Annotated in this window: 18 protein-coding genes; 6 read left to right on the forward strand and 12 right to left on the reverse strand. The window is 74.4% G+C overall.

The features are described from left to right. Positions 1-156 precede the first annotated feature (156 nt). Positions 157-1,356 carry an acyl-CoA dehydrogenase family protein gene (locus QOZ88_RS14865; protein ID WP_306000523.1) on the reverse strand — a complete coding sequence of 400 codons (1,200 nt, stop codon included), beginning with the start codon at positions 1,354-1,356 and terminating at the stop codon, positions 157-159. 167 nt (positions 1,357-1,523) lie between these two features. Here QOZ88_RS14865 and QOZ88_RS14870 point away from each other — a divergent pair, with 167 nt between their 5' ends. Next, a complete protein-coding gene (locus tag QOZ88_RS14870) occupies positions 1,524-1,889 on the forward strand; it encodes a DUF4190 domain-containing protein (protein ID WP_306000524.1) in 366 nt (121 codons plus the stop codon). 72 nt (positions 1,890-1,961) lie between these two features. Here the strand turns inward: QOZ88_RS14870 and QOZ88_RS14875 are convergent, their stop codons facing one another. The 3 genes from QOZ88_RS14875 to QOZ88_RS14885 all read right to left on the reverse strand — a co-directional run bounded on the left by QOZ88_RS14875 (position 1,962) and on the right by QOZ88_RS14885 (position 4,894). Then, the gene (locus QOZ88_RS14875) at positions 1,962-2,915 is read right to left on the reverse strand and encodes an HpcH/HpaI aldolase/citrate lyase family protein (protein WP_306000525.1); all 954 of its coding nucleotides are present in this window, start codon (positions 2,913-2,915) and stop codon (positions 1,962-1,964) included. A gap of 183 nt (positions 2,916-3,098) precedes the next feature. Beyond that, a complete protein-coding gene (locus QOZ88_RS14880; protein ID WP_319946894.1) occupies positions 3,099-3,992 on the reverse strand; it encodes a DMT family transporter in 894 nt (297 codons plus the stop codon). Positions 3,993-4,021: 29 nt separating this feature from the next. Next, entirely contained in the window at positions 4,022-4,894 is an 873-nt protein-coding gene (locus QOZ88_RS14885) for a PhzF family phenazine biosynthesis protein (protein ID WP_306000526.1), read from the reverse strand. A gap of 169 nt (positions 4,895-5,063) precedes the next feature. On the opposite strand from QOZ88_RS14885, the gene QOZ88_RS14890 reads away from it, so the two are divergent. Together QOZ88_RS14890 and QOZ88_RS14895 are read left to right on the forward strand one after the other, a co-directional pair. After that, complete coding sequence (locus QOZ88_RS14890) at positions 5,064-6,302, forward strand: magnesium transporter MgtE N-terminal domain-containing protein (RefSeq protein WP_091929970.1); 1,239 nt, start codon at positions 5,064-5,066, stop codon at positions 6,300-6,302. Continuing rightward, complete coding sequence (locus QOZ88_RS14895; RefSeq protein WP_306000527.1) at positions 6,295-6,834, forward strand: DUF1003 domain-containing protein; 540 nt, start codon at positions 6,295-6,297, stop codon at positions 6,832-6,834. The genes QOZ88_RS14890 and QOZ88_RS14895 overlap by 8 nt, the downstream gene beginning before the upstream one ends. Positions 6,835-6,854: 20 nt before the next feature. On the opposite strand, the gene QOZ88_RS14900 is transcribed toward QOZ88_RS14895, so the two are convergent. Next, positions 6,855-7,028 carry a hypothetical protein gene (locus QOZ88_RS14900; protein ID WP_306000528.1) on the reverse strand — a complete coding sequence of 58 codons (174 nt, stop codon included), beginning with the start codon at positions 7,026-7,028 and terminating at the stop codon, positions 6,855-6,857. Positions 7,029-7,204: 176 nt separating this feature from the next. On the opposite strand from QOZ88_RS14900, the gene QOZ88_RS14905 reads away from it, so the two are divergent. Further along, on the forward strand, positions 7,205-7,612 hold the full coding sequence (locus tag QOZ88_RS14905) for a hypothetical protein (protein WP_306000529.1): 408 nt from the start codon (positions 7,205-7,207) through the stop codon (positions 7,610-7,612). A gap of 95 nt (positions 7,613-7,707) precedes the next feature. Here the strand turns inward: QOZ88_RS14905 and QOZ88_RS14910 are convergent, their stop codons facing one another. Both QOZ88_RS14910 and QOZ88_RS14915 read right to left on the reverse strand, forming a co-directional pair. Continuing rightward, positions 7,708-8,019 carry an AzlD domain-containing protein gene (locus QOZ88_RS14910; RefSeq protein ID WP_306000530.1) on the reverse strand — a complete coding sequence of 104 codons (312 nt, stop codon included), beginning with the start codon at positions 8,017-8,019 and terminating at the stop codon, positions 7,708-7,710. After that, positions 8,016-8,705 carry an AzlC family ABC transporter permease gene (locus tag QOZ88_RS14915; protein WP_306000531.1) on the reverse strand — a complete coding sequence of 230 codons (690 nt, stop codon included), beginning with the start codon at positions 8,703-8,705 and terminating at the stop codon, positions 8,016-8,018. The genes QOZ88_RS14910 and QOZ88_RS14915 overlap by 4 nt, the downstream gene beginning before the upstream one ends. A 164-nt stretch (positions 8,706-8,869) precedes the next feature. Here QOZ88_RS14915 and QOZ88_RS14920 point away from each other — a divergent pair, with 164 nt between their 5' ends. Continuing rightward, positions 8,870-10,021: an Mrp/NBP35 family ATP-binding protein gene (locus tag QOZ88_RS14920; RefSeq protein WP_306000532.1), complete on the forward strand. Its 1,152-nt coding sequence runs from the start codon at positions 8,870-8,872 to the stop codon at positions 10,019-10,021. Between the two features lie 157 nt (positions 10,022-10,178). Here QOZ88_RS14920 and QOZ88_RS14925 read toward each other — a convergent pair whose 3' ends face one another. From QOZ88_RS14925 to sigE, 4 genes are all read right to left on the reverse strand, one after another. Next, complete coding sequence (locus QOZ88_RS14925; protein ID WP_306000533.1) at positions 10,179-10,541, reverse strand: twin-arginine translocase TatA/TatE family subunit; 363 nt, start codon at positions 10,539-10,541, stop codon at positions 10,179-10,181. Between the two features lie 61 nt (positions 10,542-10,602). Next, positions 10,603-12,042 carry a S1C family serine protease gene (locus QOZ88_RS14930; RefSeq protein WP_306000534.1) on the reverse strand — a complete coding sequence of 480 codons (1,440 nt, stop codon included), beginning with the start codon at positions 12,040-12,042 and terminating at the stop codon, positions 10,603-10,605. Between the two features lie 122 nt (positions 12,043-12,164). Next, positions 12,165-12,734 (reverse strand): anti-sigma factor family protein, encoded by a 570-nt coding sequence (locus tag QOZ88_RS14935; protein WP_306000535.1) that lies wholly within the window; start codon positions 12,732-12,734, stop codon positions 12,165-12,167. Positions 12,735-12,807: 73 nt separating this feature from the next. Continuing rightward, positions 12,808-13,392, reverse strand: a complete 585-nt coding sequence (sigE, locus tag QOZ88_RS14940) for an RNA polymerase sigma factor SigE (protein WP_306000536.1) — start codon at positions 13,390-13,392, stop codon at positions 12,808-12,810. 196 nt (positions 13,393-13,588) lie between these two features. On the opposite strand from sigE, the gene QOZ88_RS14945 reads away from it, so the two are divergent. Then, entirely contained in the window at positions 13,589-14,248 is a 660-nt protein-coding gene (locus QOZ88_RS14945; protein WP_306000537.1) for an O-methyltransferase, read from the forward strand. Between the two features lie 3 nt (positions 14,249-14,251). Here the strand turns inward: QOZ88_RS14945 and QOZ88_RS14950 are convergent, their stop codons facing one another. Further along, entirely contained in the window at positions 14,252-14,698 is a 447-nt protein-coding gene (locus tag QOZ88_RS14950; RefSeq protein WP_306000538.1) for an SRPBCC family protein, read from the reverse strand. Positions 14,699-14,749 lie beyond the last annotated feature (51 nt).

Genomic DNA, 14,749 nt, shown 5'->3' on the forward strand with positions numbered 1-14,749 from the left:
GATCGGGTCGAGCGCGGTGGTGTCGGCGGGATGGTGCGCCGTCATCGCGCTGGTCGGCTACCTGTGGGCGCGGTGCAACTACGAGAACCGCCCCGCTCGCTGACAGACGGACAGCGGCCCAGGACCGGGATGGTCCTGGGCCGCCGTCGTCGATGGTCAGCCCTTGAACTTATACGTCTTCAGCAGACCCCGGCTGATGATCGTCTTCTGGATCTCGCTGGTGCCCTCGCCGATGAGCAGGAACGGCGCCTCGCGCATGAGCCGCTCGATCTCGTACTCCTTGGAGTAGCCGTAGCCGCCGTGGATGCGGAAGGACTGCGTGGTCACCTCGGCGCAGTACTCGCTGGCGATCAGCTTGGCCATGCCGGCCTCGACGTCGTTGCGCTTGCCGGCGTCCTTGAGGCGGGCGGCGTTGACCATCATCAGGTGCGCGGCCTCGACCTTGGTCGCCATCTCGGCGAGCTGGAAGGCGATCGCCTGGTGCGCGGCGATGGGCTTGCCGAACGTCTCCCGCTGCTGGGCGTAGGCGACGGCGAGCTCGAAGGCGCGGATGGAGATGCCGCAGGCGCGCGCGGCGACGTTGACCCGGCCGACCTCGACGCCGTCCATCATCTGGGCGAAGCCGCGGCCCGGCTCGCCACCAAGGATGTCGGAGGCCTCCGCCCGGTAGCCGTCGAACACCAGCTCGGTGGTGTCGACGCCCTTGTAGCCCATCTTGTCGATCTTGCCGGGGATGGTGAGCCCGGGCTTGACCTGGCCGAACCCGGCCGGCTTCTCGACGAGGAACGTGGTCAGGTTCTGGTGCGCCTTCTCCGCGCCCAGCTCGGTGCGCACGAGCGCCGCGACCAGGGTGGAGCTGCCGCCGTTGGTCAGCCACATCTTCTGGCCGTCGATGACGTAGCCGCCGTCGGCCTGCTCGACCGCCTTGGTGCGGATGCCGGCGACGTCGGAGCCCAGCCCCGGCTCGGACATCGAGAACGCACCGCGCACCTCGCCGGTGGCCATGCGGGGCAGGTAGTGCTCCTTCTGCGCCTGCGTGCCGTGCTGCTTGATCATGTACGCGACGATGAAGTGCGTGTTGATGACGCCGGAGACGCTCATCCACCCGCGGGCGATCTCCTCGACCACCAGCGCGTAGGTGAGCAGCGACTCGCCGAGGCCGCCGTACTCCTCGGGGATCATCAGCCCGAAGATGCCCAGCTCCTTGAGCCCGTCGACGATCTCCTGCGGGTAGACGTCGCCGTGCTCGAGCTCCTGCGCGTGCGGGATGATCTCCTTGTCGACGAAGCTCCTGACCGTCGACAGGATCTCCTGCTGGATGTCGGTCAGGTCGGCGGTCTGGGCCAGTCGCGTCACAGGTTCACTCCTCGGGGGACTCCGGTGTCCGGGCTACCGGCGAGTATGAGGTACCGGGACCGCACCCTCTGCGTGCGCTCGGTCACTCCCGCGCGCAGCGGACGGCATGCCCGGCAGAGGTGCGGTGGTCGAACCGCCGGCGGCCGGCGCGGGCTAGCGTGCCGCGGGTGACCTCTCGCGACGAGCCGCCGCACGGCGCCGCCCCCGGCTACGGGCCCCCGCCCGGCTACGGACCCCCGCCCGGCTACGGGCAGCCCTACGGCCCACCGCCGGGTTACGGCCCACCGCAGTGGGGCCGGCCGACCAACACGCTGGCCATCCTGGCCCTGGTCATGGCGTTCGTCTTCGCGCCGGCCGGGCTGGTCCTGGGCATCGTGGCCCGCAAGCAGATCCGCCGGACCGGCGAGGACGGGGCCGGGCTGGCGCTGGCCGGGATCATCGTCGGCGGCCTGGTCACCGGCTTCTTCGTGCTGATCATCCTGCTCTGGGTCGTCGCCTTCGCGACGCTGAGCAGCACCGGCTTCGGCCCCTGATCGCGCGAGGCATAGGAAGCTTTACCTGCGGATCGCGGGTCGGATCCGCAGGTAAAGCTTCCTATGCCCGGGTCACGCCTCCGGCGGGGTGAAGGACGACGTCCGAGACAGACCGGCCGCCCGCCCCTTACCGGCGATGACCAGGGCCATCTTGCGGCTGGCCTCGTCGATCATCTCGTCGCCCAGCATCGCCGAGCCCTTCTTGCCGCCGGCCTCCGACGTCGCCCAGTCGTAGGCGTCGAGGATCAGCTCGGCGTGGTCGTAGTCCTCCTGCGACGGCGCGTAGATCTCGTTGGCGGCGTCGATCTGGCCGGGGTGCAGCACCCACTTGCCGTCGAAGCCGAGCATCGCCGAGCGCTTGGCGACCTCCTCGAACGCGGGCACGTCGCGCACCTGGAGGAAGGGGCCGTCGATCGCCTGGACGCCACGGGCGCGGGCGGCCATGAGGATCTGCATGAGGATGTAGTGGAACGGGTCCCCCGGGTAGTCGGGGTGCAGGGCGCCGACGACGAGCGACTTCATGTTGATGCTGGCCATGAAGTCGGCCGGCCCGAAGATGATCGTCTCGATGCGATCGCTCGCGAAGGCGATGTCGTTGACGTTGATCAGGCCCTGCGCCGTCTCGATCTGCGCCTCGATGCCGATCCGGCCGACCTCGAGGCCGTTGGCCTTCTCGATCTGGGTGAGCAGCATGTCCAGCGCCTTGACCTGGGCGGCGTCCTGGACCTTCGGCAGCATGATGCAGTCGAGGTTCGCACCGGCCCCGCCGACGACCTCGAGCACGTCCTGGAAGGTCCACTCCGTCGTCCAGTCGTTGACCCGGACGGTGCGGATCTTCTCGCCCCAGCCGCCCTCGTTCAGGGCCGCGACGATGTTCTTGCGGGCGCCGGGCTTGGCCAGCGGCGCGCACGCGTCCTCCAGGTCGAGGAAGACCTGGTCGGCGGGCAGGCCCTTGGCCTTCTCCAGGAACCGGGGGTTGCTGCCCGGGACGGCGAGGTTGGAACGACGGGATCGGAGCTCGGCCACGGTGCCTCCGCTGGGGTGGTGGGGTGGGTGGACAACACTGCTGGGCGGATCGTCTTCTCGGCTACCGGAGGGTAGCGACGGCGTGATCACGTCGCCCTCCGGCCACCGCCCGGACCGTTCTTCGCGCGGGCAGGTGTGGCCGACGACACGCGGGGGCTCGCCGGACCGGGTGACGGCCGACGCTCAGGTGGCGGGCTCGACCAGCGTCGGCGGCCGGCCCGCCCGCACGACCAGCGCCACCCCGGCCACCACGAGGAGCACCCCCGGCAGCGCCAGCAGCGGCGGCACCTGCTGCAGCAGGACGAGCGCGAACAGCAGGGCGCCCGGCACCTCGAGCAGGACGGCGAGGCTCACCACCGTGGGGCCCACGGACGAGAGCACCAGGTTGAGCACGGTGTGGCCGAAGAGCTGCGCCGAGACGGTGATGGCCGCGATCAGCCACCAGTCGCGCGCCTCGAAACCCGTCAGCGGCGCGTCGACGAGCAGCGCCGCGACCGCGATCACGACCGCGCACACCGAGTAGCAGACGACGGCGTACGCCGAGGTCGCCAGCCGCTGCCGCGCCCGGGCCCCGGCGAGCACGTAGCCCCCGGCGCAGATCGCCCCCAGCAGGGCGAGCGCGTCGCCGGCGAGCGCCTCGGTGCTCACCGTCACGTCCACCCCCACGATCAGGACGACGCCGGCGAACGCCAGGAGCAGGCCGCCCCACACCGCGGCCGGCAGCCGCACCCCGGAGACGCGGGCGGCGAGCGCCGTCCAGATCGGCGTGGTCGTGACCAGCGCGACCGAGGCGGCCACCGTCGTCATCGACAAGCTCGGCAGCCACGCGGCGAAGTGGGCCGCGAGGAAGAGCCCGGCGACGACCGAGCTGCGCAGATCGCGCCACCGGAGCCCGGACAGGGTGGCGCGCTCGCCGGTGAGCAGGACGGGGAGGAGCGCGGCGGCGCCGGCGGCGTTCCGCCAGAAGGCCAGCGCCAGCATCGGCGCGGTGACCATCGCGGTCAGCGGCGCGGAGAGCGAGACGCCGACGACGGCGAGGAAGAGCAGGCCGGACTCCCGGCCCCCCGGCCGGTGCAGCGCCCAGGCGGTGCTCGCGGATGCGGTGCTCAGCTGGGCACCCGGATCCGGCCGGAGGCGACCGGCACGACGGCGCCGCGCACGGTCGCGGCGACCGCCCGGCTGCCGGCGGCGGTGACGGTGCAGTCGAGGACGGAGGGCCGCCCCATCCGCTCGCCCTGCCGCACGGTGTAGCTCGACGTGCCCTCACCGGCCAGCAGCCCGCTCTCGACCAGCCACACCCCGGCGCCCAGCGCCGCGGAGCCGGTGGCCGGGTCCTCGCCCCAGACGAGGTCGCGGGCGAACACCCGCGCGCGGGCGGTCGCGGTCGCGGCGTCCCAGGACAGCACCGCCACCCCCTCGCCCACGTCGACCCCGGCGAGCGCCCGCGGGTCGGGGACGGCGCGGTCGACGGCGTCGGGGCAGACGGAGAGGTACCCGAACGGCAGGCCGCAGCCGGCGACGTCCGCGGGTACGCCGGTGAGGTCGGCCGCGTCCAGGCCCATCGCCGCGGCGAGCTCGGCGGGCGCCGGGCCGTCCTGGAGCGTGGGCCGGCCGCCGGAGAGGGTCGCGCCGTCGGCGTCCACCACCACGTCGAGGACCCCGGCGCCGCACTCCTGGCGCAGCGTCCCCGCCGGCAGCCGCCCGGTGCGCACCAACGTGTGCGCCGCGCCGACGCTCGGGTGGCCGGCGAAGGGCAGCTCGGCGTAGGGCGTGAAGATCCGCACCCGGTAGTCGGCGCCGGCCTCGGTGGGGGCGCACAGGAGTGAGGTCTCCGAGAGCGCGAACTCGTTCGCCAGGGCCTGGCACTGCTCCGTGGTGAGCTCGTCGGCGTCGAAGACCACCGCCAGCGGGTTCCCGGCGAACGCCCGCGGGGCGAACACGTCGACGACCTCGTACTCCAGCTCGACCGGGGCAGCCACGGCCCCGACGGTAGCCTTCGTCGAGACCGAGCTTGCGAGGGCTCGCAGGGACAGAGCCGTGGGTCATGGGGCCGACGAGCGCCAGCGAGGACTCGAGACCGAGCGTGCGAGGTCTTGCATCGACACAGCCGTGCGGCACGGAGCCGACGAGCGCCAGCGAGGAGGTTCCGTGACCACGGCGACCAGGGCGTACGTCTCCCGGCTCGCCGGGCTGACCGTCTTCGACCCCAACGGCGACCGGGTCGGCAAGGTCCGCGACGTCGTCGTCGGTCTCCGGGTCGGGACGGCGTGCCCGCGCGTGCTGGGCCTCGTGGTGGAGGTGGTCGCGCGCCGCCGGATCTTCGTGCCGATGGGCCGGGTGACGGCGCTGGACCCCGGTGCGGTGCTGCTCGCCTCGGGCACCCTCAACCTCAAGCGGTTCGAGCAGCGTGCCGGCGAGACCCTCGTGCTCGGCGAGCTGCTCGACCGGCGGGTGACGGTCAACGAGTCCGGTCGCCCGGCGACGGTCGTCGACGCCGCCATCGAGCAGACCCGCACCGGCGACTGGCTGCTCTCGCGGGTCGCCGTCCAGGAGCCCGGCCGGCTGGGCCGCCGCGGCCAGTCCCACCAGCTGGAGTGGGACGAGGTCACCGGCCTGGCGCTGCCGCAGACCGGGCAGGGCGCCGAGACGCTCATCGCCACCTACCGCGAGCTCAACGCCGCCGACATGGCGCACGCGCTGCAGGAGCTGCCGATCAAGCGCCGGCACGAGGTGGCCGAGGCGATGGACGACGTGCGGCTGGCCGACGTCCTGGGCGAGCTCCCCGAGACCGAGCAGATCACCATCCTGGGCACCCTGGAGGAGAGCCGCGCTGCCGACGTCCTCGAGGAGATGGACCCCGACGACGCCGCGGACCTGCTGTCGGAGCTGCACGCCGTCGACCGGAACCGCCTGCTGGAGCTGATGGAGCCCGACGAGGCCGAGTCGGTGCGCCAGCTGCTCAAGTACTCCGAGGACACCGCCGGCGGGATGATGACCAGCGAGCCGGTGATCCTGGCGCCCGACGCGACCATCGCCGAGGCCCTGGCCCGGGTGCGGCAGGAGGAGATCACCCCCTCGCTGGCCAGCCAGGTATACGTCTGCCGCCCGCCATCGGCCACGCCGACCGGCCGCTACCTCGGGCTGGCGCACATCCAGCGGCTGCTGCGCGAACCACCCTCCACCCTGGTGAGCGGCGTGCTCGACGACCTGGAGCCGCTGAAGCCCGAGGCCCCGCTCGCCGAGGTCACCCACTACTTCGCCACCTACAACCTCGTCGCCGCGCCGGTCGTCGACGCGCAGGGCCGGCTGGTGGGCGCGGTCAGCGTCGACGACGTGCTCGACCACCTGCTGCCCGACGACTGGCGGGAGCGTGCCCGCCGTGGCTGACGGCCCCCGGCTCGACGTCCCCCGCAGCGGCGCCCGCCGGTTCGGCAGCTTCCTGCGCCTGAACCCCGACGCCGTCGGCCAGTTCGCCGAGGGCATCGCGCGGTTCCTGGGCACCGGGCGGTTCCTCGCCGTCCAGACGATCGTCGTCATCGTCTGGATCGCGCTCAACGTCTTCGCCGTCCGGCTGCGCTGGGACCCCTACCCCTTCATCCTGCTGAACCTGGCCTTCTCGACCCAGGCCGCCTACGCCGCGCCGCTGATCCTGCTGGCGCAGAACCGGCAGGCCGACCGCGACCGCGTGCAGGCCGAGGAGGACCGGGCCCGGGCGGCGTCGACCCGCGCCGACACCGAGTACCTCGCCCGCGAGCTGGCGGCGGTGCGGGTGGCCGTCGGCGAGCTGGCCACCCGCGACTTCATCCGCGGCGAGCTCAACCGCCTCGCCAGCGACGATGGCGAGGACGCCGACAAGCGCCAGAAAAGGCGGAAGAAGCGCGAGGAGGCCGAGGCGCGCGGCGGAGCGGCCACCGCCTGACCTCCGGCGCGCGCCGGAGGTCAGCTGATCGGCCCGCCGAAGACGTCGAAGAGCCGCAGGGCGAGCACCGTCGCCAGTGGAAGCAGGCGCAGCCCCCAGACCCGGCTCGACCGCTGCCGGGGCGGCACGAGGACGAGCCACACCGGCAGCAGCCGGCTCCAGCCGAAGGTGCAGGACCCAGGCCGACGGCCCACCGCCAGGTCGTCTCGTCCGCTGCCGTGGCCAGGACGCCGGCGAGCAGTCCCAGCAGCGCCATCGCCCCGAGGGCGACAGGCCCTCGTCGCAGGACGAGGTCGGTGAACGCGGACCGATCGTGGCTGCCGGGGCGGCGCGGCCGCCACCCGCCGCACCGGACTGGCAGGCTGCGGCGATGGGTAACCCCAGCAGCGGCTTCGTGGTGCGCGTCGAGCACCTGCCCGACCGCAGCTACCGGCTGTGGCTGCAGACGGCCGGCACACCGCTGGACCTCGGCACCGTGCAACGCAGCCGGGACCTGTACCCGGCCGCGCACGCCCGGGTCGCAGCGCATGCCGGCGTGGACCCCGAGTCGCTGGCCGCGGTGGAGCTCGACACGCCGCGACCGCCGTACTACCGGCAGGGACAGGCGGTGCTGGTCCGCGAGGACGACGGCCGGCTGCTGCCCGGCTACGTCGTGTTCTTCGCCCAGGGCGGCTTCCACCTCGACACCCCGGAAGGGATCGGCATCTACGCCCCGGAGGACATCGACTTCGACCCACCGCCCGGAGCGATCACCTACCCCGGCCGCCACTCGGAGTGACCCGCGCAGCCGAGGCCGGCGGCTCGCGCCGGGCGCGAGCGTCGAGGACCGGATCGGCGACTCCGGTCGCGGGTTCGTCAGCGCCCCACGGGGGGTCAGCCCGTCAGGAGGTGCACCGCCGCGCCCGCCGCCCCGGCGAGCAGGAGCACGACGATGAACGGCGCCCGCAGCGCCAGGGCCAGCGCCGCGACGGCGAGCCCGGCCAGCCGGCCGTCCACCACGATCTCCGCGCCGCTGGTCAGCCCCTGGACGACGACGAGTGCGGCGAGCAGCGCCGCCGGGACGAAGTCGACGACGCGCGCGACCCAGGGCTGCTCCACCCACGACGCCGGCACCGACAGCCCGGCCAGCTTGAGCAGGTAGCAGCCGACGGAGGCGACGAGCACCGCCGTCCAGGTCCCGCTCACGACGCCACCGCACGGCGGGGCCGGCCGGCCAGGGCGACCGCCACCACCGCGGCGACCACCTGCACGCCGGGCGGCACGAACGGGGTCAGCGCCAGCGCGACCACCGCGCCGCCGAGCGCCACCCGGCGCTGCACGGCGGGCTCGGGGAACGCCCGGCCCAGCCGCGGCCAGAGCAGGGCGAGGAACGCGGCGGGGACGACCGCGTCCAGCGCCGCCCGGGCCGTGCCGCCCAGCGCGGCGGCACCGAGCGCGCCGACCACGGTCGTCGCGTTCCAGGTCAGGTAGAGCGTCGCCCCGCCGACCAGGAACGCCAGCCCGGCCAGCGCCCGGTCGCGGGCGGCCAGCGCCAGCGCCGTCGTCTCGTCGATGACCCAGTGCGCCGTCCCGGCGCGGCGGAGCGGGCCCCGCGGCCGGAGCAGCGGCACCAGCCGGACGCCGTAGACGGTGTTGCGGGTACCCAGCAGCAGCGCGCTGCCGACGGCGGCCAGGGGGCTGCCGCCCGCGCCGAGGACGCCGATGAGGGCGAACTGCGAGGCGCCGGTGAACATCACCGCCGAGAGCACCAGCGCCTGCCAGACGTCGAGCCCGGCGGCGTCGGCCGCGGCGCCGAACGCCACCCCGTAGAGGCCGACGGCGAGCCCGAGACCCACCGCGTCCCGCAGCGTCTCGGCACGGTCGGGCTGCACGGCGACGACCCTAGTTCCGCCCCGGTGCGCGCCAGATCACCCTCCGCCGGGCCGTCGGGTCCGCGTGCCGCCGTAGAGTGGCAGGCGACCGATCGCGCGGGTCGCCGCTCCGGCCGCGACCACCGGACGCCGGTCCCCCGCTCGTGAGGAGACAGACGAACACGATGTCCGACCAGCTGACCGGCACGCCGGCGCTCGACGCCGTCAACGCCGCTCTGGCCACCGTCCAGGATCCCGAGATCAACCGCCCGCTCACCGAGCTGGGCATGGTCAAGGACGTGCGGATCGGGCCCGACGGCTCGGTCGCCGTCGAGGTCTACCTGACCGTCGCCGGCTGCCCGATGCGGGAGACGATCACCAACCGGGTCACCCAGGCCGTGGGCGCGGTGCCGGGGGTGACTTCGGTGCAGGTCGCCCTCGACGTGATGAACGACGAGCAGCGGGCCGAGCTGCGGAAGACGGTGCGCGGCACCGACGCCGCGGACCCGGTGATCCCCTTCGCCCAGCCCGGCTCGCTCACCCGCGTCTACGCCGTCGCCTCCGGCAAGGGCGGCGTCGGCAAGTCCTCCGTCACCGTGAACCTCGCCGCGGCCCTGGCCAAGCGCGGGCTGTCGGTCGGCGTCGTGGACGCCGACATCTACGGCCACTCGGTGCCGCGCATGCTGGGCGTCGACGACAAGCCCACGCAGGTCGACAACATGATCATGCCGCCGCAGTCCCTGGGTGTGAAGGTCATCTCGATCGGCATGTTCACCCCCGGCAACACCCCGGTCGTGTGGCGCGGGCCGATGCTGCACCGCGCGCTGCAGCAGTTCCTCGCCGACGTCTGGTGGGGTGACCTCGACGTCCTGCTGCTGGACCTGCCGCCCGGCACCGGCGACGTCGCGATCTCCATCGCGCAGCTGCTGCCCAACGCCGAGATCCTCGTCGTCACCACGCCGCAGCTGGCCGCGGCCGAGGTCGCCGAGCGGGCCGGCGCGATCGCCACCCAGACTCACCAGCAGGTCGTCGGGGTCATCGAGAACATGAGCTGGATGGAGCTGCCCGACGGCTCGCGCGTCGAGGTCTTCGGCTCCGGCGGCGGGCAGACGGTCTCCGACGCGCTCACCCGCACGCTCGGTGCCCGTGTGCCGCTGCTCGGCCAGATCCCGCTGGACACCCGGCTCCGCGAGGCCGGCGACGCCGGTGCGCCGATCGTGCTGGCCGAGCCGGAGTCCCCCGCCGCGCAGGCCCTGGAGAAGATCGCCGACGGGCTCGCCGTCCGCCAGCGCGGGCTGCAGGGGATGTCCCTGGGGCTCACCCCCGTCCGCCGCTAGCAGCCGCGCGACCCCGTCGCCGTCCGTGCGGCGTCGTCCTCCCCCACCGCGGAGCGTCCTCCCTCACCGTCTGCGCTGAGGGAGGACGCTCCACGATCAGGTCACCTGATCCCCGCCGCCGGGGCGAGCGGGGCCTCGCCGCCGGGAACGGGGCGGGTCAGGTCGCGTCGACGTCGAAGGGCGGGGGGACGCTGCGGTCGCGCACCTGCGCGGCGACCACCGTGGCGGCCGTGGCACCCCCGGCCCGGGCCGGGGAGACCGGCGGCTCGTCGTCGCCGAGCAGCTGCTCGCGGATGAACGTGCGCGGGTGGTACTTGCGCAGATCGAGGTCGCGCAGCCCTTCGAAGTCGTCGCCGAGGGACTCGTTGACCTGGGCGCGGACGCCGGTGATGGCCCCGCGCATCCGCTTGAGCCCGGCGGCCGCCTCCTTCGCGAGGTCGGGCAGCCGCTCGGGACCGAAGATGAAGAGCGCGGCGAGCGCGAGGACGAGGATCTCGCCCCAGCCGATCGAGTCGAACACCGCGCTCCTCGCCCTTCCGACCGCCAGCGCTGCCGGGGGTCAGCGTAGCCGCCTTTCGGGGCTATGCGGCCCCGAGCGTCACCTCGACCGTGCGCGAACTGCCACCGCGGACCAGTTCCACCGTGACGACGTCACCGGGCTGCCGGGCGTCGACGGCGACGGAGAGCTCCTCGGAGCTGCCGACCGGCGTCTCGTCGACGGCGATGATCACGTCCTCCTCGCGGATGCCGGCCTGGGACGCGGGGCTGCCGGGCTCGACGTTGAGCACCAGGGCGCCGTCGCGGGTGCCGTCGGTGACCGAGCGGGCATTCACCCCGAGCGTGGCGTGCACGGCCGAGCCGGTCGCGATCAGCTGCTCGACGATCCGCTTCATCGTGTCCACCGGGATCGCGAAGCCCAGGCCGATGGACCCGCCGGCGCCGGTCGAGGCGATCGCGGTGTTGATGCCGACGAGGGCTCCGCTCGCGTCGACGAGCGCCCCGCCGGAGTTGCCCGGGTTGATCGGGGCGTCGGTCTGCACGGCGCTGATGACCGCGTTGGTGTCGGTGCCCTCGCCGGAGAGCCGCACCGGGCGGTCCAGCGCGCTGACGATCCCGCTGGTGACCGTGCCGGCCAGACCCAGCGGCGAGCCGATCGCCACGACCGGGTCGCCGACCACGACGTCGCCGGAGCGGCCCAGCTCGGCCGTCACCAGGCCGGGCTTCTCCACCTTGATGACGGCGAGGTCGCTGGCCGGGTCGCGGCCGACGATGCGCGCGGCGGACCCGCTGCCGTCGGAGAAGACCGCCCGGATCTCGGCGCCCTCGACGCCGTCGGCGCCGGAGATGACGTGGTTGTTCGTGACGATGTAGCCGTTCTCGCCGTCGATGACGACACCGGAACCGGTCGCACCGGCCTGGCCGACGCGCACCTCGATGGAGACGACGGCCGGGATGACGGCCTCGGCGATGTCGGAGACCGGGCTGCGCTCGCCGGTGCCGCGCGGTTCGACCTGGGCCAGCGTCGTGCCCGGGGTGAACAGCGGCGCCTCGTCCGCGGTGCGGGTCAGGTACCAGCCGACACCGCCGCCGAGGATCCCGACGACCAGCAGCCCGAGGACGACGAGCGTGGTCAGGCGCACCGAGAGGTCGCGCAGCCGCACCTTGCGGCGCCCCCGGGGGTCGAAGACGACCGGGCCGGGCTGGCTGTCCTCGTCGTCGTAGACGGCCGGGGCACCCAGGCCGGCCGGGGACGACGGGTCGCGCCACGGGTCGACTCGGGCGTCCGCCTTCCACCACGGACCGGTGGCGGTGCGCCGCCGACCGGGACGTCCCCCGGGCGGCTCCTGCAGCCCGCTCCGACCGGGGGCCGGCGGGCCGAAGGCGCGCAGCAGCGCCTCGGGCGGTGGCGGCGGGACCGGGCGCGGTGCCGGCGGCGGGCGGTCGCCGGCGAAGCTGCCCGCCACCTGCTCGGGCCGGCCGAAGGCACCCGCCTGGGCGGACGTGGGCCGGGGAGCGTGCACCGGTCGCGCCTCGAGCCGGGGCGCCGTCGTCTCGTCGAAGGCGCCCGACTGCCCGTCGGGCCGCCCGTACGCGGCGGCGTCGCCGGGGCCCGGTCCGGCTGGTGGGTCGTACCGCGCGCTGCTCAGGGGGTGCCGCCCGGGGCGCCGAGCCCGCCGGGGCTGCCGACGGTGACCGTCCGCAGCACGGGCGGCGCGACCTCGGTGTGCTGCTGGGGCTGCACCGGGTCGGCCGCCGGCGCGCGGCCGGTGTCGCCGGGGAGGGTGAGCGCGAGCGCCGTCACGCCGGCGCCCAGGCCGACGATCGTCCCGGCGACCCCGCGGCGGAACCAGCGGCCGCCCGCCGAACCTCGTCGGTGCGCCCCTTCGGTGAGGTCCAGGGAGAAGGCGCCGGAGCTGCCGGTGACCGTCAGCTCCCCGGCCGAGGCGCGCACGTCACCGGGACCCGTGCTCGAACCCGGGAACTCGGCGGTGAAGGGGATCGCGCACAGCCGCGACATGAGGTCACCGGGCATCGCCACGTCGGCGGAGCCGTGCAGCGCCTCCTTGGCCTCCCGCTGGGCGGCCACGGCCATCCGGCAGGTGGTGCAGCCGGCGAGGTGGCGGGCCGCCCGGCCCGCCGGGCCGGCGGAGAGCTCGCCATCGACCAGCGCGGCGATCGCCTCCTGGGCCAGGTGGCTCTCCGGGATGCTCACGAGCCCTCCTCGCTAGCGCTCGTCGGCCGCGTTCGCGGTGCTGCTGTGCTCCATGGTGAGCTCGCGAGCTCGTTCACGAGCCCTCCCCCGTGACACCCGTCCGGCGCGGGGCCAGGTGGGCCAGCGCCTCGCGCAGCTGCACCCGCCCCCGGTGGATGCGGCTGCGCACGGTGCCGAGCTTGATGCCCAGCGTGGCGGCGATCTCCTCGTAGGTGAGCCCCTCGATGTCGCACAGGACGACAGCCACCCGGAACTCCGGCGAGAGCGCGTCGAGGGCCGCCTGCACCTGCGGGTCGAGGTGGGTGTCCGCGTAGACCTGCTCGGGGCTCGGTGCCCGGCCGGGCAGCCGCTCGGTGTCGTCGGGCAGCGCGTCGAACCGGATCCGCTGCCGGCGGCGGACCATGTCGAGGAAGAGGTTCGTGGTGATGCGGTGCAGCCAGCCCTCGAAGGTGCCCGGCGAGTAGTCGGCCAGCGAGCGGAACACCCGGACGAAGGTCTCCTGGGTCAGGTCCTCGGCGTCCTGGGGGTTGCCCGAGAGGCGGTAGGCCAGCCGGTAGACCCGGGCCGAGTGGTCGCGGACCACCTGCTCCCACGTGGGCGCCACCCAGCCCTCCTGCTCCGCCGCGGCAGCAGCGGACGTCGGGGTGGTCTCGGGCACGGCACCAGGATCGCAGACGGGACCGCCCACGACCTCCCCGGAGTCGGCGGGTCGGGACACGGGTCGCATCAGGCGCACGTCCTGATCAACGGACGGTGGGCACACCCGTGTTCCCGTGCACCGGGACTCCCAGGAGACGCACAGGTCCGCCCGCGCACGCGGGCACGGGGCCCCGGGCCACTACCCTCGGCCGGTGATGAGCGCCGATCAGCCGCCGCCCGCGGGCGGCACCGACCAGGGCGCCGCCTACGCCGACCGCTTCGCCGCCGAGTCGCCAGAGATGGTGGCCGCCCGGCGGCGCGCGCACTTCCTCTCCGGCGCCACCCCGGTGGAGCCGCCGGTGGGCGCCACCCTGGCCGTGCTGGCCGCGACGAGCGGCGCCCGTTCGGTCGTCTCGATCGGCAGCGGCGGCGGCCTGGCCGCGCTCTGGCTGCTGCGCGGGATGCGGCCCGACGGCGTCCTCACCGCGCTGGACGCCGATCCCGAGCAGCTCCGGGCGGCGCGCTCGGCGCTCGCCGAGGCGAAGGTGCCCGCCAGCCGGGCCCGGCTGATCTTCGGCACCCCCGGTGAGGTGCTCCCCCGGCTCTCCCCCGGCGGCTACGACATGGTCTGCTGCGCCGGCCCGCCCCGCGAGTACTCCGAGCACCTCGCCGCACTGCTCGGCCTGGTGCGGATCGGCGGCACGCTCACCTGCCACGGGCTGCTCGAGGGTGGCCGCGTCGCCGACCGCACCGCCCGCGACCCGCAGTCGGTGGCCTGGCGCGAGATCGCCCGCACGATCCGCGACGACGAGACGCTGCTGCCCGCCGTCCTGCCGATCGGCACCGGGCTGCTGGTGGCCACGAAGCGCAGCTGAGCGTCATCCCCGCTCGAGCAGGTCGCGCAGACGAGCGAGGTCTGCGCGGTTGGCCCGCCGGACGGCGGCGGCGACGAACGGGGAGGCGAGGGCGGAGAAGCCCGCCGGACGGCCACGGTTGCGCAGCGTCATCCGGGTGCTGCCCGGGGCGAGCTCCTCCCACGTGTAGGTGGTCTCCATGGGGAACGGTCCCTGCGCCGTGCGCATGACCAGCCGCTCGCCCGGCACGAGCTCCGCGACCTCGTAGGTGTAGGCCAGCCGTCGCCGGAGGAACCGGGCCACGAAGTCCACCCGCGACCCGACGGCGACGGGCGGAGGGGTCCGCCACTCGACCGAGTCGATGGCGCGGTACCACTCCGGCGCGCGACCGGGATCGCCCGCGAACGCCGCCACCTGGGCCCGCGGACGGTGGATCACCGTCTCCGTGACCACGTCGACGTCCCGTGCCACCGGGCCTCCTCGGGTGCTGTGAGGGGAAACCGACGACGTCCACCGTCCGGC

Origin of the sequence: Blastococcus carthaginiensis, assembly GCF_030731085.1 — a bacterium.
In the GTDB taxonomy this organism is placed as follows: domain Bacteria; phylum Actinomycetota; class Actinomycetes; order Mycobacteriales; family Geodermatophilaceae; genus Blastococcus; species Blastococcus carthaginiensis.

Coding starts and splice junctions, on each gene's coding strand:
- QOZ88_RS14920 (WP_306000532.1), top strand. CDS start 8,870: ATGTCCGACCAGCTGACCGGCACGCCGGCGCTCGACGCCGTCAACGCC.
- QOZ88_RS14905 (WP_306000529.1), top strand. CDS start 7,205: ATGGGTAACCCCAGCAGCGGCTTCGTGGTGCGCGTCGAGCACCTGCCC.
- QOZ88_RS14945 (WP_306000537.1), top strand. CDS start 13,589: ATGAGCGCCGATCAGCCGCCGCCCGCGGGCGGCACCGACCAGGGCGCC.